General features: G+C 44.4%; 15 protein-coding genes. 2 read left to right on the top strand and 13 right to left on the bottom strand.

From position 1 onward, the window contains the following. Window positions 1-174 precede the first annotated feature (174 nt). Window positions 175-777, bottom strand: coding sequence for a hypothetical protein (locus V7L01_RS15800; protein WP_335036233.1), 603 nt, complete (start codon window positions 775-777; stop codon window positions 175-177). A 219-nt stretch (window positions 778-996) separates the two neighbouring features. Here V7L01_RS15800 and V7L01_RS15805 point away from each other — a divergent pair, with 219 nt between their 5' ends. Then, entirely contained in the window at window positions 997-2,274 is a 1,278-nt protein-coding gene (locus tag V7L01_RS15805; protein ID WP_335036234.1) for a lipid-A-disaccharide synthase, read from the top strand. A gap of 54 nt (window positions 2,275-2,328) precedes the next feature. On the opposite strand, the gene V7L01_RS15810 is transcribed toward V7L01_RS15805, so the two are convergent. From V7L01_RS15810 to V7L01_RS15820, 3 genes are all read right to left on the bottom strand, one after another. Next, complete coding sequence (locus V7L01_RS15810; protein ID WP_335036236.1) at window positions 2,329-2,715, bottom strand: hypothetical protein; 387 nt, start codon at window positions 2,713-2,715, stop codon at window positions 2,329-2,331. 323 nt (window positions 2,716-3,038) lie between these two features. After that, window positions 3,039-5,282 (bottom strand): chemotaxis protein CheW, encoded by a 2,244-nt coding sequence (locus V7L01_RS15815; RefSeq protein WP_335036238.1) that lies wholly within the window; start codon window positions 5,280-5,282, stop codon window positions 3,039-3,041. Between the two features lie 37 nt (window positions 5,283-5,319). Next, the gene (locus V7L01_RS15820; protein WP_335036240.1) at window positions 5,320-6,591 is read right to left on the bottom strand and encodes a GAF domain-containing protein; all 1,272 of its coding nucleotides are present in this window, start codon (window positions 6,589-6,591) and stop codon (window positions 5,320-5,322) included. A 10-nt stretch (window positions 6,592-6,601) separates the two neighbouring features. Between V7L01_RS15820 and V7L01_RS15825 the strand changes: the two genes are divergently transcribed. Next, the gene (locus V7L01_RS15825; protein WP_335036242.1) at window positions 6,602-6,838 is read left to right on the top strand and encodes a hypothetical protein; all 237 of its coding nucleotides are present in this window, start codon (window positions 6,602-6,604) and stop codon (window positions 6,836-6,838) included. On the opposite strand, the gene V7L01_RS15830 is transcribed toward V7L01_RS15825, so the two are convergent. The 9 genes from V7L01_RS15830 to V7L01_RS15870 all read right to left on the bottom strand — a co-directional run bounded on the left by V7L01_RS15830 (window position 6,791) and on the right by V7L01_RS15870 (window position 21,641). After that, a complete protein-coding gene (locus tag V7L01_RS15830) occupies window positions 6,791-7,816 on the bottom strand; it encodes a chemotaxis protein CheW (RefSeq protein ID WP_335036244.1) in 1,026 nt (341 codons plus the stop codon). The two genes, V7L01_RS15825 and V7L01_RS15830, sit on opposite strands and share 48 nt — an antisense overlap. A gap of 81 nt (window positions 7,817-7,897) precedes the next feature. Then, on the bottom strand, window positions 7,898-11,041 hold the full coding sequence (locus V7L01_RS15835; protein ID WP_335036246.1) for a hybrid sensor histidine kinase/response regulator: 3,144 nt from the start codon (window positions 11,039-11,041) through the stop codon (window positions 7,898-7,900). Between the two features lie 157 nt (window positions 11,042-11,198). After that, complete coding sequence (locus tag V7L01_RS15840; protein WP_335036247.1) at window positions 11,199-16,445, bottom strand: GAF domain-containing protein; 5,247 nt, start codon at window positions 16,443-16,445, stop codon at window positions 11,199-11,201. 359 nt (window positions 16,446-16,804) lie between these two features. After that, on the bottom strand, window positions 16,805-17,338 hold the full coding sequence (locus V7L01_RS15845; protein WP_334896799.1) for a chemotaxis protein CheW: 534 nt from the start codon (window positions 17,336-17,338) through the stop codon (window positions 16,805-16,807). A gap of 14 nt (window positions 17,339-17,352) precedes the next feature. Continuing rightward, window positions 17,353-17,715 carry a response regulator transcription factor gene (locus V7L01_RS15850; RefSeq protein WP_069071669.1) on the bottom strand — a complete coding sequence of 121 codons (363 nt, stop codon included), beginning with the start codon at window positions 17,713-17,715 and terminating at the stop codon, window positions 17,353-17,355. Between the two features lie 145 nt (window positions 17,716-17,860). Continuing rightward, the gene (locus tag V7L01_RS15855) at window positions 17,861-19,192 is read right to left on the bottom strand and encodes a response regulator (protein WP_335036249.1); all 1,332 of its coding nucleotides are present in this window, start codon (window positions 19,190-19,192) and stop codon (window positions 17,861-17,863) included. A gap of 426 nt (window positions 19,193-19,618) precedes the next feature. Then, window positions 19,619-20,326 (bottom strand): gas vesicle protein GvpC, encoded by a 708-nt coding sequence (locus tag V7L01_RS15860; protein ID WP_335036251.1) that lies wholly within the window; start codon window positions 20,324-20,326, stop codon window positions 19,619-19,621. A gap of 198 nt (window positions 20,327-20,524) precedes the next feature. Beyond that, window positions 20,525-20,746, bottom strand: a complete 222-nt coding sequence (gvpA, locus tag V7L01_RS15865) for a gas vesicle structural protein GvpA (protein ID WP_012408764.1) — start codon at window positions 20,744-20,746, stop codon at window positions 20,525-20,527. A gap of 205 nt (window positions 20,747-20,951) precedes the next feature. Continuing rightward, complete coding sequence (locus V7L01_RS15870) at window positions 20,952-21,641, bottom strand: GvpL/GvpF family gas vesicle protein (protein ID WP_335036253.1); 690 nt, start codon at window positions 21,639-21,641, stop codon at window positions 20,952-20,954.

Consider the following 21,641-nt stretch of genomic DNA (forward strand, 5'->3'; position numbering starts at 1 on the left):
TTAATAGTTAAATAGCTATTTAGTTATATTGTTGTAATTACAAAACAAAACCCGCTTGTGCGGGTTGTAAAATTGAATATATTTGACGAAATGCGATGGCCTAATTACTATAATTTCTTAACTAATATTTAGCTTTCTGCTACTGACTTCCCTTGAATCCCCCAGAATTCTTCTTCAACCTTCCCGCACCATCCAAACCAACATTCCTAATAGTATTTCCACTGGCGGAACGGAATAATCATTCAAATCAATACTCAGTGTTTGCTCTTCTAATTTCAAAAATCGCCAAGCTGTACCGCTACTAACGCTGCCATAAATTGTCTTAATCGGTATATTATTGGTTTCATTGAATTTTTGTGCGGCAATCATTTCTGCTGCACATTGCCCTAAACCAGGTTTTAAATCACCTTTTTTCGCTTCAATAATCACGATGACAGGAGCTTCAATAAATATTTGTTCCGGTAAGCGGCTAATTAAAAAATCACATACTCCACTTAAGCCTAGCTCCGATGCAACGGTAAAATCTTCACCCGAAAAAAAGCTGACTTTGCGTTCAAGAATTTTCCAAACTTCTACGAGGATAGGACTAATAATTAACTCTGAGCGAGCTTTTTCTGAATCAGTTGCTGTTGCTAGTGGTAGTCCTTCGCTTAGTGCTTCTTTGAGGTAAAAGCTAGGTTCTATGGACTGTGTTTCGGGTAAAAACCGTCCATTCTCAATTGTAGTTAAGTTAAAGTCGCGTTTGACTTTTGACAGCGAGAAGTCACTATAAAACATTATAAATATGATTAAATATTAATCTATAAGTATCGATCCTATTGCATTTATAGGTAGCCATGTTGCAAAGTCGGCTGAAAATGACTCTGCCAAAAACTTGCAGATGTTATCGAACATAGCCTGCAATTATATCAGTGATGTTGTGCCTCTAAAAATTAGGAACGAATTAGATAATATTTACCTCTTGACTAATGACCCCTAACTCTTGAACATTAACTAATGACTCAAGTAGATATTCTCATCCTATCAAATGGCCCAGGTGAGGTAACAACCTGGGTACGCCCAGTAGTAAGAGCGTTGCGGCAAAAATTCGGCGACGATCGAAATCAAGTCAGGATCAGTGTAGTCTTATCACCTTGCTCAAATGCTAGTGGAAAAGAAGCTGCGATCGCTCTTTCTTACCCAGAAGTAGATAGAGTACAGCCAGCAGAATACTTTTGGCAATTTTTACTTTGGGGTAAAACCTTTGAGAATTGGGATTGGAGAAGTCGCGGTGTAGTTATTTTCCTCGGTGGCGATCAAATTTTCCCCGTAGTTATAGGTAAAAAGCTGGGATATCGCACAGTGGTTTACGCCGAATGGGAAGCCCGTTGGCATAACTGGATCGATCGCTTTGGCGTGATGAAACCCAAAGTTGCTGCTGATGTTTCCCAGAAATATGCTCATAAGTTCACCGTTGTAGGTGATTTGATGCTAGAAGCAGGAGAAAGCCTAGATTCAAATTCTCCTCTGCCTATCACTGCATCACTCCAAACTGAATTGATTGGTTTATTGCCTGGATCAAAAGCCGCAAAATTAGCCCAAGGAGTACCATTAAGTTTAGGCATTGCTGAATACGTTCATGCAAAAAGACCTCAAACTAAATTTGTGATTCCTCTAGCCCCAACTTTAGATTTACAAACTTTAGCTAGTTTTGCCGATCCCCAAAAAAACCCTATTGCTGAAATGTTTGGCTTTGGCGGTGCTGACTTAATTGCCCCAGACGACTCTAGAAGCAAGGCATTGCTCAAAACAACAACAGGCTTAACTGTGGAACTGTGGCAAGAAAATCCTGCATATCACTTATTATCCCAGTGCTGCATCTGCTTAACTACAGTGGGGGCAAACACTGCCGAACTTGGTGCTTTAGGAGTGCCAATGATTGTTTTGCTGCCAACCCAGCAACTTGACGCCATGCGTGCTTGGGATGGTTTACCTGGGTTGTTGGCAAATCTGCCGGGAGTAGGTACGCTCTTTACGAAGGTGATTAATTGGTTATTCCTGAGATTTGTGAGACGCAAAGGTTTATTAGCATGGCCAAATATCTGGGCACAGGAAGAGATAGTGCCAGAACTTATGGGTAAACTTCAACCGCAAGAAGTTGGGGAAATGGTTTTAGACTTATTAGCCCATCCAGAAAAATTGGCTGATATCCGCGCTAATCTCCGTAAGATTCGTGGTGAAAGCGGTGCAGCCCAGAAGATAGCACAGATTGTTGGCGAGGAAATTGGGAAGTAAAGGAAGTGGGAAACAATTCAAAATTCAAAATTATTCCTTCACTTTCTTCTCTACTTAATCGGAAGATTCTCCATCCCTGCGCCCAAGTTCATAAATGCCAGCGCCCATACAAGCTAATATTCCTGTACTAATTCCCCAACTCTCACCTAAACTAATTTCTAGAACCCAGTTACATAAAGCACCAATTACCAAAAAAGGCACAATGCTAAATAATGAAGCGTAGAAAGAGTTTTGGGATTCTCTAGCTTTACGAGTCTTTTCAAATTCTGACTGGCTGGTATAAAGCGATCGCTCGGCAAAGTTAAACCAGCGGTTGAGTTGCTCGATTACCCATTCATTGACTGGGGAAAAACCTAGATATAGCGCCAATGACCACAAACTCGCTCCGGCGATCGCGATCGTGTCTAACTCAAAGCGGAAAGGCAAAATTTCAGTCAGCATTGCTTATGGGAGTCCTGCAAAGGGTTGACTTTAGCTTTTAGTAGATGCTAAATAAACCTCTTGTGCAATTTTAAGCATAAAGGTTAACAAGATTTCAACTACTTGGCAAATCTCCTGCTCTTTTCAGCTAGGATATACGCCTACGCTAAAACTTATATTTCTGCATGAGGTGATTTTATTTGCAATTAACATACGTAATTGCACGACAAATTATCTTGATGAGATATCTCAAAAAGATTGCTAGTAAGTTATTTGACGATTATTTCCAAACATATCTGCAATAAGTCTTTAAGACTTGGTATCAATTATGGCAGATATTTAGTTCAAGTTAGAGATTTTGTGAGAAGATGACCATCCAAAACCAGGCTAAGTTGCCCATTGGCAAGAATGCTAGTTCCTTGGATATAAGCAGCAACTGGGATTGCTTCCCCCAGAGGACGGATCGCAGCGGATTGCTTGCCAATGATGCAATCTACTTCTAAAGCACATCGTTTGTCTAAGTAACGAAATACTAATAAAGGCTTATCCTGCTTGAAAGCATTTAGTGTATCTGTGCTGTAAGTAGTAACTGAGGGAGGAAGCTGGTTAGGACAAATCAGCACCTCAGTCAATAAATGGATAGGGACGAGCATTTCTGTTGTTAGATCCTCACGATCGCAACCAAGGAAGCCACTGGTGCCAGAAGACTGCAAAAATAACATACGTCCCGCTTGAGTTTGGATGATTTGTTCGGACTGGGATAGACAAATCTGCTCTACAGAATCGGCAATAAATGCATAGACTCTGGAGTTAGCTTGACAGACGATAAGTTGAGCAATTTTTTGATCGAGGGGAATTTGGAGCGAGAAGGCTGTACCATGTCCAGCTTTAGACTTCAATACTATTCTTCCCTGAATAGCTGTTAATTGCTTGCAAACTTCAGTTAATTCTACTCCTAACTCTAAGGCAGCACGATCGCATAAAACAGATGAAACCTCTGGTTCAATTACCAGTTCTTGTAAGATATCCCCTGGTTTTGTCAGGTCGATTCCTTGGGCTGAAGCTTGTTGATAAATGTGAGATAAGTTAAGTCCTGCGCCATCATCACAGCCATCAATAATCAGTTGATTTCCTTGCTGGTAAACTTGAATTTCAATAATACCGTTGCTATTTTTACCTAGCTGTTGGCGTGTTTGGGAAGACTCAATACTTTGCTCTAGTAAATAGCAACTTATATGTAACAGGAGAGCATGGAGGCGATCGCTAAATGCCCGACCGACTTGGATATCGCTAATTTGTAAATGTAGTTTAGCAGACTTATCTTGTAGAGCTTGTAACTGAGACCAAAGCCGATGTAAAGGTTCTAACGCTACTTTTAAAGGAATAGTTGTAACTTTTTTGACTAAATTGGAAGACTGGTTAAGTAACTTTTCCTGCTGTATCAGTTCTTGTTGGAGTTGATGATGATTGTTATTCAGCGAATGAACAGTTGATGCCACCTGAGACGCTTCAGCCAAAACAGATTGCAGAGTACTGTATAATTGCTGAGAGCGAGAAGCAGCTAGGGGAGAAAGGGTATCTGAAATTGCTGCTAAACGTCCTGACCATTCCTGTAGATTATCTAGCAGGTGTTGTAATCGTTTAACTTGTCGGAGCAACCGCCCGATCGTATGTTGCTGTTGTTCTTCCTGACAGGATTGCTGATTATAGTTAATTAATAATGTTGCAACTAGCACATTTAGTTGTTCGAGATGCTGAATATTAATGGGTGTGGCGGTTGGAATATTTGTTGCAAGAATGGTAGAAATCGATTCTTGCAAAGAGAGTGGATAGCGATCGCGAACAGATTTAACTAGGGATGCAACAGAAGTTTCAGTAGGCAGGGAAAAATCCCCCAACCAAGCATGAAAATCTCCTTCCCCATACTCCTCCAGGTTTGTTAGTTCCTCTACTTTGATGGGAAGCTGCTCGGTATCTACGTGAACAAGGCTGCCAGACTGGGGGCTAGTTTCATCTATTAATTCCCTGTCAAGACTTTCCTTGTCTTGAACGATAATTTGCTCCGCAGAAGATTCTACCTCGACCAAGCGATCGCCAAACTGAATAACTGGTTGATGTTCCTGCGGTTGCTCTATCAATATCTCAAGGTTTGTTTCCTCCTGGGCGATAACGCTTTGTTGGCGATCGCCAAACTCTGCTTGTAGACGAGCAACAATGGCAGACATCCGCTCTAGAATTTCTACTTCGTCAATTTGCGAAGCTGTTAAAAATGCCATCAACAGCATCTGTAGGCAATCTAATCCTTCCGACAACAGCGAGGCGATTGGGGCGTTGACAGTTGCCCGATACTGATGCAGCAGCTGAAAAATCTCTTCTAGTGCAGCCGCAACGATGGCAATGGCATCTAGCTCAGCTGCTATGGCAATCGAATGCAGAGAGCTAGCAGCTTCCATGAGAGCCAAAGCTGTACCAGGGTTACTGTCTTTTGTATAGTTAGGCAACTCCTGCTCCAAGAACAGTAACAGATCGATCGCTTCTTCTAGGAAGCGATCGTCGTTCTGCGGTTGGGGGACAAAATTGGTACTCATGAAAACAACTCTCGTTTCTATGGGGTTTGTGACAATTCTATGGCTTCGATATTGTTTGGAGGCTACAAGCAGCGATGTCGGCGATCGCTTTGAATTGCTCCTGGATTTGCGCGATTGACTCCAACCCAGCACTGATTTGGCGATCGCACGGTTCGATAGCAGAAGCAACGTCTGCTGCTGCCACCTGGAGTTCTTGGAACCATTCCTCTATATTTAGGGTGCTGTCGCGGGCTTGACGGGCGAGAATTTCCACCTGTTCGGCAGCAGCTAGCAAACCTCTTTCCCGCTCGCTAGCTTTTGTGGCTTCGATAGCTGTATTCAGGGACAAAACCTGAATTTTGGTACTCAAGCCTTCCACAAGGTGAACAAAGCCAGAAGCTTGCTGGCAAAATTCACCAAGATATTGCAGCTGTTTATTAGTAATAGCAACAGTATCTTGAATAGACATTAAATGCTCGCCGGCAAGCTCGGCGATTCTTGCTCCTGCTTGTACAGCCTGGCTCACCTGCTGAAATGGCACTAGTAACTCAGAGCGATCGCCAGATTCAGCTTTTTGGGGAGGCGATGACAGATGTTGAGCAGGTGGAGCTACTATTTCAGCCCAGCGCAAGTTAATTGTCAACATCATTCCTACTTGTTGTAGCAAACTGCGCTCTGCTTCCTGCCATTGTCGGGGTTGGAGGCAATGATGAATAACTAAAAAACCCCAAGGCTGTTGTTTGACAATCAAGGGTAAGCAGAGGCTAGTTTGCACCTGAAAGCGTTGCCAAAATTGCTGTTGGCGGGGAGTTAATTCTAATACTTCAGTGAGGTTGTCCTGCGAGTTTTGTCCGTCGCCAACATCGGGTTTATTAACAAACAAATTTATCGGTAGGGATTGGTTGAGCAGGGATGTCCAACCCGCTTGTATCGCTTCAGCGATCGCCCTACTGCGATTATCTTCCTCAAAACGATAAATCAAAACGCGATCGGCGTTGAGAACATCTCGAAGGGCGGTAACTGTAACCTCCAAAAGTTCGGCTTGATCCTTTGTCTGCTGCATTTGCCGATCGATGGCCGCAAGTTGTTCTCGCTGGAGTTGAAAAGCCCCTCGAACATTTTGATCGTTGTCACTGGGTGAATCCTTAGCCAAAGCTTGGATAAAAGCTTCGATTTGACTCACCTTCTGCTGCAATTGAGCGACCTTTGGCCCCTTAGCAGATTGAAAGACTGCTTTGATTAGAGCCACATTAGCCAAAATTTCTTCTATCTGGATTTCATTTTCAACAGGCTGGGTTTCAGAATTAGGGTCTAAAGTTGCGATCGTCACAGAAAACTCCTTGGCAGCATCAAGTCAAATAGAAAAAGCAGGGGAGCAGGGAACAAGCCTGGATTTCTCACAAGTGAGAAATCCAAGGGGTGTGGGAGGTGTGGGAGGTGTGGGAGGTGTGGGAGGATGGGGAAGAAGTCTTACCCCCCACACTCCCCACACCTCCCACACTCCTCCTCCCCCTGCCCCCTGCCTCTTATCAGTGGGTTTGCCATTGCAATGTCTGGGCGATCGCTCTGGTGTCTAAAATCCAGCGATCGCCTGGCAGAATACCTCGAACAAAATTTAGCAGTTTGTTTGGGGAAAAGTCGGTTGGTGCCGATTGTGCTTGCTGTAAATCCTGCCACTCTACATCGTAGACATGAGCCACCAAAAACCCGATTACCTGATTTTGCAGTTCGATAACCAGAACCATTGGCTTTTCTGGTCGTGACTGCCGCTTCAAAAGCGGCGCATAACCAAGCAAATGTTCCAAGTCAACCACCCGCAGCATCTGTCCTTGCCAATTATAGAAACCTAAAATCCAACTTGGTAAGGCCGGGGCTGGGGAAATTTCTTGGCTAGCGAGATGAATAATGTCCTGTAATGAGTGGAATGGTAGCAATCCACTTCCTCCATCGCCCAAGGAAAAACGCAGAAATCTTTGCCGTTGTTCGCCTGATGTCAGCCCAGGAGCCAAGGTTGGGGTTGTTCCGGGCAACCCCAACTTATCAGCCAATATCTGGCTCATACCAAAAAGAAGTACTTTGAGTGGTTCCTCGTTTGGTGCTACAGGCAAAACAGCCATGTGGCTAATACAGCTTAACTCCGCCACTTGCCGATAAGACCACGGCACCGGACGCACTGCTGACAAAGGAATATCGATTAAGGCAGGGGGCTTGTCCACAGGAATGCCACAAATTTCCCCAGTCCGGGTTTGAGTCAGAAGTAAGAAGCGCCCTGAAGTGTCAACCGCAGAGGGAACTTGATGCGGCTGTTGGGCTTGCACTTGCTGAATGAACTTTTGGCGCAAGTCCACAATTGTGATGGTTTGCGCTCCCAAATCAACCATCCCGATACCACTTTCAACCGTACTCCTAATAGGGGGACAAGCCATCACCTTGAGAACTGCACCAACTGGCAGGGCAAATAAATAGTCTGCGATCGCAAAAACAACGACTCGTAATGAGTCGCGCTCGCTCACAGCGCCAGATAATCGCTTAAACGGAAAGGGAGTGTTAAGCATAGGAAGTTACGGGTGGGGGCAGGGGAAGCAGGGGGCAGGGGAAGCAGGGGGAGAAAAAAGGCTTAACCCAAGGGTATTGGGTTAAGGGTTATGAACTAGTTCAGCGATCGCGGTTAGGAAATTTTGTTCTGAATAGGGTTTGGTCATGTAAGCTTTTGCTCCTAGAGCTAAAGCTAATTGGCGGTGCTTCTGTCCGCTACGGGTAGTCAGCATCACCACAGGAATCCCGGACAAACGCTCGTCTTGGCGACGATGTTCTAAAAACTCAAATCCATTCATCTGCGGCATTTCAATGTCACAAATCACTAAATCGACATCACCGTGTTGCAGCATTTGCGCGATCGCCTCTCGACCATCGGCTGCTTGCAACACTTGATAGTCGGCTTTCTGGAGCGTCTGCACCAAACTTTGCCTTTGTACAACCGAATCTTCTACCACTAACACCATCAGTCGGTTAGGTTGAGCAACGGCTGTATTGACTTCCATCGGCTGTTGCTGCGGTTGCGTTATCGTTAAGGTTTGCTGCCCCTCTAGAGTAAGAACAGGCTCAGGCGCAGGCAATAGTTTAGTTGCAATTGATGCCGGGGAAGTCGGGATCATATCTGTCTCCCAAGTTTGCCGAACTAACTCCAACGGGTCAACGATTAGGGTAAGACTACCATTTCCCAACACGCTGTAGCCTTGGATGTAACTAGGTAAAGTCAGGACTCTGCCGAGGGATTTAATTACTAATTCCTGCTCGACTAAAATCTGATCGACTTGCAAACACAAGTATTGATGCTCTGTTTCCAACAGCAGCAGAGGTTCGACGGTGTTCCGTTGTTTGACTGGAAAAGGACTGAGGTTTAAATTGTGGTCTTGGGTCAATAAAGGATATTTGTAATCCAGCAAATCGGCAAGCGGGCGGATGGGAACGAGTTGCAGACTTTGCCCTTCTCCCCACTGCCAGAATTTTTGGCTGCCTTGCCCGTGTAAAGATTGCTGGACTTGAATCTGCTCTGGCTGCGGTAATAAAACCTGGCTAACTCCTTCAGACAGCAAGCCATAAGTAATACCTTGAGATTGACAAACGAGCAAGCGTGCCGTTGTCAAGCTTAGAGGCAATTGCAGCATGAAGGTGGTTCCCTGCCCTAAAATCGATCGCACCACAATCGAACCTTGTAAAGTTTGCAATTGAGTGCGAACCACATCTAAGCCGATACCACGGCCAGATAACTCACCAACCTGCTTGGCGGTAGAAAAGCCTGGTTCAAATAATAACTCTGCCAGTTGGTCTTCTGAGGCGTAGGCGGCTTGTTCGGGAGTCAGCAGGTGTTTTTCTATAGCTCGCTGACGAATGGCTTCCCAGTTTAAGCCTCGACCATCATCCCGTACCTCAATAGTAGTGCGGTTGCCTTGATGATAGGCTTTAATTGTAATCGTTCCGGTTTCTGGTTTACCCTGCTGGCGACGGGTTTCTACCGGTTCAATGCCGTGATCGAAGGCATTGCGAATCATGTGCAGCAAGGGATCGTACAACTGCTCAGAAATGGCTTTATCCACGAGTACCTTCGTACCGCCAAGCTTGAGTTCAACAGGCTTATGATAAGTTGCTACCATCTGTTGCAGCAGCCGGGGTAATCGATTCAACACTGTTCCCAGTGGAACCATTCTGGCTTGCAGCAAATCTTCCTGCGCTCCTGAAAGCAGTTGCTTGCGCTTTCCAAGACTGAAGCGAGATTGCTGAACTAAGGAATTAACAGCCTCAATCCGTTCTCCTAATTGCACCATGTCTTCTGTAAGATTTTGCAGGAGAATGTGCAACTCGCTATAGTTATCCATTTCTAAGGCATCAAAATTGGATTGTGCCTCGGTAACAGAGATAACTGGGCGGGGAGATACATGCATCTGTCGCTGCTTGCGTTCGGGAAGCAGCAGATGTCGATCCGACCAAGTAAAAACTTTACTAAGTTGTTGTTGACAGTACAAAAACTGTAGTAGAGTGTCTTGAGCTGCTTTCTGGATGTGGTTAGATTGCAGGTTTTGTTGGTTTTCGCTGATTAGCAATTCCCCAATTGTATGGCTGAGGCGATCGAGTTGTTCGATCGCGACTCTGATACTGGGAAGTGATGCCGATGACTGAGCCTGGAGGCTTGGCGCTGGTGGTGGAGAGGCTGGCCGATCTGAGTCTGAGTATCGGCAAGATGTCTCTGGATCTCCGATCCAGATTGACTGTAAAATCCGCTCTATGGCAGAGGGGACTACTACCGAATCCTGAGAATGAGAAATAGGTGCCAGTACCTCCGGTGCTTTCGCTACGGAGTTATCAGTCCGCTTCGGGAAAAACGACCAAATTGATTCCGCTTCGCTGGCACTGAGGAGGGGGGATGGCTGATTCTCAGTTGTAGTCGTTTCTGTGGGTTGGGCAGCGATCGCAACTGGCTGCCTTTGCGGTTCTGGGACAGGAATAGTTAGTCCTGCCCATTCTCGCAATTGTAGAGATATCTCTCCCCCTTGAGTGCGATCGCCTGTAAGTACTGCTGCTTGAGCTGCTTTAAAATTTTCTAAAGCCACCTGAGCGATTTCCAGTACTTTGTTTGGATGTGCTTTGAGCGCGTTTAGGGTCGCCTGGGCAATTTCTTCCAATCCAGATAAGCCATAAGATGCTGCTAGTTCAGCAAAAAATTCGGCTTGGGAGTTGAGTGTTGTTTGAATTTGTTGCGGATCTTGGCTTTGGATGTCAGCTTCCAACTGTTGCAAATCCTGGAGTACACTCCCGGAAAAGATTGACTCTACCACATCAAAGCCAAGTTCTTCCGAACTGGGAAGCAGAGCCTCACGACCAAAAAAGTCGCCTAGTTTATGTTGGAGTTGGGCGAAGATTGAGGCAGTGCGATCGAGTATTTCTGCCTCATTGCAGGATAAGCCCATCAAGGCTGCACTCAATGGAGTTCGCAGGCACTCATAAGCATCTAGAAGCAAAGCACCCAATTCTGGATCGATTTCCAGTTCTGGAGCGTATAACGCTTGGAATACATCTTCCAAATGATGGGCAATTGTCTGAATAGTTTCTTGCCCAACACTGGCAGCACTCCCTTTGATAGTATGGGCGCTTCGCATCAAGGCATGAACTTTTTCTATTGTTTTTTCATCAAGTAAACCGATCAGATTCTGCTCAATGGTTTGCAACAACTCTGCCGCTTCAGCAAGAAAAGCCTGCTCTTGATTACTGGGATCGGGGTTCATAATACGCTTGGTGTCAAGGAGATTTATCTGTTAAGGCAGGCAGGGGGAGCAGGGGAGGCAGGGGAGCAGAGGAGAGTTATTTCTCCCCTGCCCCTCCGCCCCTCTGCCCCTCTGCCCCTCTGCCTTATCCTGAGAACAAATATTCACCACGACTTACTTAGTCAACTTTGAACTGGCTAACGCTGGTTTCCAGTTGTTGTGAAGTCATCCGTAGTTCCTCAAAAGACTCGGAAATGTGCATGGCACTTTCTGAAGTCTTACGGGCGATCGCCGAAACATCCATCATTGCCTCTGTCAATATGTGAGATTGCTGACTTTGATGGGAAACTGCTTCGGTAATTCCTTGTACTAGTCCACCAATTTCGTTGGTAGCTACGACGATCGCACTTAGGGAATGACGAGTTTCATCGATCAAGTTCGAGCCTTGAACAACTTGGCTAATCCCTATTTCCATTGCTTCGGTAACTTCGTTGGTGCCAGCTTGAATTTCTTGCACGAGTCGCTCAATTTCTGTGGTGGCACTAGCCGACTGATAAGCCAGAGAACGAACTTCATCTGCAACCACCGCAAAGCCTTTGCCATACTCTCCGGCACGGGTAGCCTCGATGGCAGCATTGAGTGCCAGCAAATTAGTTTGAGTGGCAAAGTTTTCAATCAGACTCACTACTTTCGAGATTTTCTGAGAAGCTTCACCAAGGCGTTTAATCTTCTTCGCTGTTTCCGACACGGTTTCCCGAATCTCCAAAATGCCCTCTACGGTTTTTTCCATTAGGATATCACCAGCTTGGACGGTGTTATTAGCTCTTTGAACCGCCTGTCCGACTTTTTGGGCATCAGCAGCAACTATCTGGGTGGAAGTTACCATCATTTGTAATTGTTCCAGAGCGTGTTCGAGCCGTTCTGCCTGCTGTTGAGCTTGGTCAGATAGTTTCACTACTGAGATCGTGTTATCGCTGGAAGTTTCACTCACCCTACCAGCAGCAATCTGCACTTGTCGCACTAAATCTCGCAAACTTTGGATCGTAGTGTTGTAACCATCGGCGATCGTCCCAATTTCATCTTCAGATAGGGGCGCTCGAACGGTGAGATCGCCTCTGAAGGATGGTTCCAAAGCCATGAGAACGCGGATAGCTCCTTGTTGCAGCTTTTCCCGTGCGGTACGTTCGCGCTCTGCTGCTTCTGCTAGTTGCTGCTCTTGAATACGCACCTGTGTTAGGTAATCTGCAAGATTGAGGGCAATACCAATCTGGACGCTGGCTTGGTTGAGAACATCCTCTTCGGATTGCTCCCACTGGCGCGGTGCGCTATTTTGATAAACTCCCATCAGCCCCCAGAGCCGATTTTCTTGAAAAATCGGAGAAATCATGTAGGCTTTAGTTCCCCACATCTCTAACAATTGGACGTGACATTCGTCATGACCGACAGTATATATATTGTCAACCCGCAAACTTTCTTTGCGGACATAACGCCCTCCTTGGTTGTACTGGAGATAGGTATCTCTAACTTTGGCCAAGCTAGTTCCCACCAACTTAGGCCAATCCCCAGTCACAGACTCAACTACAAATTCTCCAGACCAATCAGGCTCAAAACGGTAAACTCCAACTCGATCTACTTTCAGCAGTTGACGAAGTTCGTGGGTGGCAAACTGGATAAATTCCAGAACATTACCATTACTTTGGGCCATTTCTGTTAACCGACTTGGCAGGCGATAGGAAAATCGGGCGTTTGCTACTTCCCGTTCTGCCAGTTTGATCAGTTCCTCATTCTTGGTTAAGGTTTGTTGTAAGTATTGCGATTGCTGGACGGCAACCCCAAACTGCGTGCCGATTTTCGCTACCAAGTTGACTTCATTCTCTTGCCATTGCCGCGGCCCGCTATTTTGGTAAGCTCCTAACAAACCCCAGAGCTTGTTTCCGGCAATAATCGGGGTGATGATATAGGCTCTAATCTGGAATTGCTCTAGAATTTTCAAGTGGCACTGGGCATGACCAGCAGTGTGAATATCATTAATCACAAAGGTCTCGTTGTTGCGATAGCGTCCACCTTGGGTTTGTTGTAGATGTTCGTCTTCCCATACAGTCCTGATATCGGGGCCAACCAAAGCCACCCATTCACGACTTACGGATTCGGCAACAAACTCCCCACCCCAATCTGGATTGAAGCGATACACGGCTAGACGATCGCATTCCAAATGCGATCGCAATTCTGGTAAGGCATTGCGGAAAATCATCTCTAGCTCTTGAACTTGGCGAATTTTTTCTGAGAGCCGTGTCAATGCTCGTTCCCCTTCTGCGGTTCGCGCTAATTCTGCATTCTTCTTCTTGAGTTGTTCGATATACTTAATCTGTTGCAAACCTATACCCATTTGCACAGCTATTTTTCGCAACAGTTGCACATCCTTAGATTGCCACTGCCGAGGGCCAGTATTTTGGTATGCTCCTAAAAAGCCCCAGAGTTTGCTTCCAATAAAGATCGGAGCGAGCGCGTAAGCTTTGGCCTGCATTTTGTCTAACATCTCTACGTAGCACTGAACGTGACCGGCAGTGGAGATATCATTGACAACAAAGGTTTCATGATTGCGATAGCGTCCGCCCTGAGTTTCTTGTAGGTGTTCGTCCATCCAAATCGTTTTGATGTCAGAACTCCCTAAAGACAGCCATTGATCTTTTACGGATTCGGCAATAAACTCCACACTCCAGTCGGGATGAAAGCGAAATACTGCTAGGCGATCGCACTGTAGTTGTTTGCGTAAACTTGGCAGCACATTCAGGAAAATTGTATCTGCCTCTTGAGCTTGGCGAATTTTTTCCACCATCCCTGTCAGCACCTGTTCCTCTTCTGCTGCTCGCGCTAACTCTGTATTCTTCGTTCTCAGTTGTTCGATGTACTCGGCTTGCTGTACGCTTAACCCGAACTGAATGCCCAATTTGGTCACTAATCGCACCTCCTCGGAATTCCACTGGCGCGGGCCGCTATTTTGGTAAGCTCCTAATAAACCCCAAAGTTTGTTTCCAGCAAAAATCGGGGCGATGGTGTAGGCTTTAACCTGGAACTGCTCTAACAGGTCGATATGGCACTGGGCATGACCAACAGTATAGATGTCATTGACGGCAAAAGTTTCATTGTTGCGGTAGCGTCCGCCTTCAGTTTGCTGTAGGTGTTCGTCTTCCCATACGGTCTTGATATCGGGGCCAACCAGAGGCACCCAGTCAGTTCCGACAGATTCAGCAATAAATTCACCACTCCAGTCAGAGTCGAAGCGATATATTGCTAGGCGATCGCATTTGAACAACTGCCGCAATTCTGCCAAGGTAGTGCGGTAAATTGTTTCTGGGTGTTGGGAATGAAGCATTCTATCCGTCATTCGGGCGATGGCGTGTTCTACTTCAGCTACTTGGGTCATTTCGAGATTTTTTAACCGTAGCTGTTCGATATATTCAGCTTGCTGGAGGGCAATGCTCAACGGTTCGCCGATCTGCAACAAAGCACCGGTCTCTTCTTCAGTCCATTTCCGAACATCAGAATTCTGATAGGCTGCTAACAAACCCCAAAGATTACCAGCGCGGAAGATGGGAACATTAATGTATGCTTTGGCTTGGAACTTCTCTAATGTTTCTAAATAGCAAGGTGAAAAACCAGCAGCAGAAATATCGTTGACTTTACGAAAGCGCGTTCCTTTGGTGTACACTCCACCCTGGGTTTCCTTCAGATAGGTATCGGCATCAGGTTTAATCGGGGAGTTATAGTCCTTAATATTGCAACGCTCTGAAGATAGCAGACCTGTTTTTAAAATGCTGTCTTGTTCCTGCATCTCCAACAATGACGACCAACCAGCAGCCACAGATTCAGCGATCACTTCTCCACTCCAGTCTGGATAAATTTGATAAATGACAACGCGATCGCATTTTAAAAATCGCCGCAACTCTTGGGTGGTAATGCGGAAAAGGGTGCGAAGATCCGTTGCTTGCCCAATCTTTTCAATGATGCCGAAAACAGTACGTTCTCGTTCAACAAGTTTGGCTGACTCCTCAGAGCGGTGATAAAGTTGTTGCTGATATTGCACCTGTTGAATAGCAATACTAGACAGAGTTGCAACCTGCACCATTAGTCGAACTTCACTATCTTTCCACTGACGAGGCTGAGAATTTTGATAGGCAGCGAGCAAGCCCCACAACTTTTCTCCCTGGAAGATGGCAACAATAATGTATCCTTTGGCTTGATAGGTTTCTAAAACTTTGATATAGCAGTCAGAAAAACCAGCACTGTAGATATCATTCGTGACTCGATAAATCTGTCCGCGATGGAAATTTTTGCCTTGGGTGTGCTGAATGTAGCTATCTGCACTGGGCGATCGCCCTGTTGTCCCAACCAATCCCCCTTCGTCTGCAAGGTTCCTCACACTGCAATAGTTAACGTTATTGACAATTGCTGGGTTGTTTCGCTGTTCTTCTAATAGAGAAACCCACTCAGATCCAGCAGATTCAGCGATAAATTCCCCACTCCAATCTGGCTGGAAACGATAGATTGCCACGCGATCGCATTTTAGTGACTGTCGCACTTCTTGGGTGGCAACGCGAAAGATGGTATCCAAATCTTTGGACTGGAGAATTTTATTTGCTACACCGACCAGGGTTTGGTCTTTTTCTACTTCTTGTTGCAACTTAGCCTGAATCACGGCAACTTGCAGTTGCACTTCTAATTCCTGCGCGATCAATTTTAGTAACCGAATTTCACCATTTTGCCACTGACGAGCAGCAGTGCATTGCTGCACTACCAATAAACCCCAAACCTCATCTTTTACTAAGATTGGCAAACTCACACAAGCTCTTACCTGAAACCGATCCATGAGCTGCTTTTGGTAAGGGGACAAGCCAGCAGTGTAGGTATCGGCGATCGCAACTAATTTTTCTTGTTGATAAAGCTTGGCAGAACCTAACCCAAAAATGACGGCGGGCAGTTTTTCCTTCAGCATTGGGGTAAAGCCATCCCTCATCCCCTCCGCAACAACTATCCCCAGCGTCGGATTCGTAAACTCATACAGTACCACGCGATCGGCTTGCAGTGAGCTTTGTACCTCCATGACAGCAGTAGCGAGCAAGGTATCTAGATCGGAAAATTGGCGGATTTTGCTGGCGATCGCCTGTACTTGCTCTACCTCTAATCCATCTCCTCCGTCTTGATATGGCAACACACTTAGCAGTTCTTTTAACTTGCGGATTCTCTCTCGCAATGGCCCTGTTTCCACCCAATCAGCTTGATCCAGTTCAGTTCGCAATTCTTCTAGAGCGGAGGTGATTTGCTGTTTTGCTGGTACATCAACGGTATGCCCGTTATCAGTTTCCTTATAACCGTTGCTGGGATTTGATTGAGGTTGGCTGGATCTAAGATTGTGTTGCGCTACCATGATCTTTCTTGCTATGAAGGTTGTCGGAGTTAATTAAGTAGAATGCAGAACGGAGGCTACTAGTTTGTTAAGCTTAAATTGATGGGTAAATAAGTTCGTAGTAAGGACTTTAGTCCTTATTTTCCAAGCACTAAAGTGCTTACTACAAACCCTCAAAACTATCTTGACAAAGTACTACTTATACCAATTCAAAATTCAAAATTCAAAATTCAAAATTAAGAAAGGCAGACAGAACAAGGCTTTGGAAGCGTGTATCTGGAGCATTCTTTTTTGAAATTGGTATTACTTTTCTAGAACGGCTTCAGCGTCCATAAGCCTTTGTGCATCTGCTTTTGGCGTTATATAGGAAGCTCTGAACTTTAAAGAGGCTGAAGGGCTTGAATCACAACCTGGGTGTCAAGTAACATCAAAGGGCTACCTTGAGAATCCACAAAGTAACCCTGTAAGAATGAGCCTAGTCGTGCAGGTAACATCGATGTCGAAATCTCTAACCGCTCTTGGGGATCGTGAACTTCAATGGTATTGACTTGCTCTACCAACAGCCCGACGGTTTGATTCTGGACTTGAACAAGCATCGCCATGCCAGAGTTACGCACACCTTCTCGCCGACACCAGTGTGTTGCTCCCAACAAAGCTGCTAAATCAAGAATCCAGATCGCTTCTCCCCGCCAATTCATTATGCCTAACAAGAATTCTGCTACCTGCGGTACTGGCAAAATCTCGGTCAGTGCAACTTGAATTACTCCCCGCAAATCAGCTAATGGGAGTAACCCATTTACCTTTCCATTCAACGGAAATCTTAAAAACCTCTGGTTGTTTCCTTGAGAAGAGTTTTCAAGTCGAAATTGGCTATTAATGGGTAGCGAAGAAAAGCTATCATTGGCCTGTACCATTGCCCTAGTTTCCTTTAGCGAATAAATTTATTAACAGTCTGGAGCAAGGTATTTTCATCTACAGGTTTGACTAAATAGCCATCAGCACCACTCATATTGCCCCAAGTTCTATCAACATCTGTGTTTTTAGTTGAGCAAATCACTACCGGGATTCCTTTTGTTGTCGGATCGGCTTTCAACTTGCGGCAGAACTCAAATCCACTTTGGCCTGGCAAAATCAAATCCAGTAGAATCAAGTCAGGTTTTTGTTGTTTCAACCTGAGTTGAGCCTCTTCACCACTGCGAACTTCATAAACTGAATATCCTCCTTGCTCTAGGTAACGTGTCATCTTTTCGGATTCTGTGAGGCTATCTTCAACTAAAAGAACTTTTTTCATTTTTTCCTAACTATTTAATTGAGAATTTGAAAAATAATGGCGACAAATGAATTAACACCAAGCTAGATTTAGGGAGCAATTTACCATTCACAATCGGTTTTAAAAATGAATGTAGGGGAGCCACTGTCATAACTACCACTTCAACCTAAACGCTTAAATACTTGTGAAGCACATTGAGTACTTTCTCTGCTTCTACAGGTTTACCCATAAAGTCAGTTGCCCCTACTAATTTTGCTCGCATCCGATCTACTATTCCATCTTTCCCGGTTAAGATGACAACCGGCACATTTTTGAGACTTGGAGTTTTACGGATTTGAGAACAAATTTCATAGCCATTGACTTTTGGCATCAAAAGATCCAAAAAAATGAAGTCTGGCTTGCTTTTAATTAGGTTTAAAACAGCCGTCAAGGAATCTTGAATGCCAACAAAGCGATAACCTTGATGGGTGAGAATTTCCTCCAAACTGCGACAGATCATCGGACTATCATCCACACAGGCTACTAAAGGTCTTGAGACATCAATAATTGCTTTACTAGCTGCTGGGGGGGCAAATTGTATAACAGTGTTCTCTTCTTTCTTCAGTGAAGAATTGAAATTATTAACTGCACTGGACGGACTGACAATTTCTTTACTAGTCGCTGGGGGAGCAACTTTGTTGAAATTGGGCGCAACTTGTAAAACAGTGTCCTCTTCTATCTTGAGTGAAGAATTGGAATTATTAACTGCACTAGAGGGGTTGCCAGTTTCTTTACTAATCACAACCTGCCTGAGCTTTGGGGTAGGTGAAAAAGCGATCGCCCCTGTTTTTACCAATGTCATCAATAACCGAGTCAAAGCTAAGACATCCCGACCGCTTTTTTGCCCTAGACCTCGTAAAGTTTTTGTGCCATCAACTAGAGCAATAATCTGTTTAGAGGATGCTTGTCCTTGGAGTAGCTCAATTTTTTGAATGATCGGAAATAAATTGGGCGAGTAGTTTGCCAGTCCTGCATTTTGCCATTCTTGCCAGGCTTGTGTAGCCCGTTTCAAAACTTCCTCTGTTGGTATTACAGCTAGGAGAACCCCAGGAACTTCACCAACAACGGTAGTATGTGACAACTGCCCTGCTGGATTGTTGCCATTTCTTTTGGCTTCAATGTACTGAATTATATCAAACAGAACTTCAGTGATTGAGCTTGCAATCAGGCTAACAAGTTGTTGTTGTTCGATTAATTTTTGTTCTCGCAACTTAGCAAGAATGGAATACTCACGATAATTTTCCTGGGGAGAGACAAGCTGCTCCAACTGTGTCACATCCAGATTAGAACAGTACCGCAACAAGTGTCGTCGCCATCGCTCATCGGCATTAGAACCGCCAGCCTGCCAAATTAATCGTCCTAAACGAAAATATAGCGTCCAAGTCGGCCCATCCCTTGCTTCAAGATTCAGCCTGCCTGTAAATAATTTAGTTTGAAGTTGCTCGATCAATTGATTCACAATGGATCGCACCTCCTTATATATCTTGAGTTTTGCATTTACATTAGAATTTCTCAAACAATCCAGCTTACTAACTTCATTGTGAGATTGCCAATAGCACAGTTCAAAACCTTGATTGAGCTATCCCAGCTTGTTATATCCCTTTCCAATCTGGATATTTTTAAAGTTAAAAACCGGAAAATTGAACAAAGATTTAAGCTCTTTTTCTAATTATTAATAGGTTAACTTGTTACCATGTTACATCTATTGAGAAAATTGCTTGTATAGATGTAGTTGCAATACCAGACCTGAAAAAGATGGAAATGTTGAATACTACAAAGCATAGACCAGCTTTAATGCTTATCGATTGTGTACTCTGCTGCTTAAAGCGATAGACATAAGCGATCGCCCAACTGCTAGTCTGCAAATACAAAAAATGAGCTTAAATTAAGTTTGTCCAGAAATTGCTTGTTGCCGAATAAAGTATTGGCGATCGCGTTGTTCTAGTACGCCTTGCTTGATCAAGGAGCGCAGGACATCTATCGTTTGCACCCGGCTTAAGCCTATCACTTCTTCAATTTCTATCAGAGTAGCTCCTTCAGCTTGCTGAATGTATTGCTGCACTTTAGATTTAACAGTATCTGCATTCAAGGCAGGCACTTTCTGAGTCATGGTATTGGCGGAAGGACGAAAACCATTAGCTTTAATTGCAGAACGGGAAATTGACCATTTTGGAACTGTTACAACTAATTTTTCTTCTTTAACAGGAGCCGGGGAAACTGGTTGTTCGGGACTGTAATCGCCCCAAACACTGTTATGTAAGATTTCCCGGAAATTTTGCAAGTTTTGGAATAATGCCTGAGCGTTTGCTGAACGCTGTTGGCGGTATTCTTGCTGGCGTTGCGAGACATCTGTTTTTATTTGCAATATTTCCAATTGCCGCTCGACAATCTCTTGCTGAAATTGCTGCTGTTGTAACTTTCTGTTGTTGTCAAGGCTGGTAACAAAACTGCTCAATTCTTGATGAACCACATCTGCTTGCAGCTGAAATTCTTGTTGAGTTAGCTGTTTCCACTGGTTAACTTTTTGACGGCGTTCAGCAGTTATTTGCAATCGCTGCGATCGCTCTTGTTCCCATAAATTCTTGAGAGCCATCAGATGATATCTCCTATTTTGTTAACTAGAAATATTAAATAAGCTGTTACGCATTTAATTTGTACATTTACCTGATGACTGATGACAGATGACTGTTAACCGTCAATAATCATCTGTCAACGACCATCAAGAGTGTTTATATACTTTAGACGCGCATCAGCTTAGAAGCCATAAAGACTCCCATTTTCTAATGTGGTGTTAAGCAGCAGATGGAACAGCAGCCTGGGATGTTAAACCAACTGCCTCGGCATATCTTAAGTAAGTTTCGACTGAAGCAATCACAATCCGAGCTTCTATTGATAACAGTTCAATACCAACTAAAGAAACACGTACCCAAGCATCAATTACAATTCCTTTGTCCAAAATGCGGTCAATAACTTCAGCCAGACTTGAAGATGAGTTAACTTTTTCAACAGCCATTTTATTTTGCTCTCAAAACTCTAATTATTGATTTCATCCTGCTCTGATTGAGCAGTAGGTAAAACTTACACAATGTGTTTTATTCTTCCTGGGTTTAGTATTCCCAAAAATATAAGATAAATATAAGAAAATAAAAAAAATTAAATAAAAAATTAGATCGTCTTTATTCTTTCTGGGAGAGTTTTAAATATTATTTTTTATGAATTTATATGAGAGTATTTTTTAGAAAATGATATGGTGGTAGTGGTTCGCTGAGTGCTAATTGCCAGTGCGAGCATTGTACCTGCCAAAGGGAAAACAGCTGCGTACTGGGCGTTGAATCGTTACGCTGTGCCAAAAAGTGGATTTGCCGCACATCTGACTGTCGAGTTTCACAGATAACATTTGTATATGTTTTGAGAATTAACTGGCTCAAGAGTTCCCACTGTTCGCATTGTTGTGCTTGAAATGCTTGCTGTGTTTGGTAGCGTTGTTTTTTCGCTAATAAATAGGCTTTTCCCTTGGCATCAATAGTTTCAGAATCGTCAAGCAAATCACAGGGTGTCATTTTTAAAGTGTACTCAACTTTGTCTGCTAGCTGAGTTAGGGCTTCTAGATATTGCTCTTGGTGCTTTTCTAGATGATTCAGCAGTTTTTCTACAGAGCTAAAACCCCTCCCAAAACGTAGGGGAAGAAGGGGAGTTTGTTGAAAAAGTTCTCGAATTACGCGATCGTGGTTTAATACAGCTTGAAGTAAATGCTCATCCTTTGCCTGTATTGCCTCCAGTGAGATTTCCGGCTCTACGATCGCAGCTAAACCAGAAGAGTAAACGAGTTCAATATTCCTTTCCATCCCTAAAGGTAGAACCAGCGGTGATGCGGTCGGGATTAGAAGAGCATAAGCGTATATTGACAT

The sequence above is a fragment of the Nostoc sp. genome (assembly GCF_036917095.1).
Taxonomy (GTDB): Bacteria; Cyanobacteriota; Cyanobacteriia; order Cyanobacteriales; family Nostocaceae; genus Nostoc.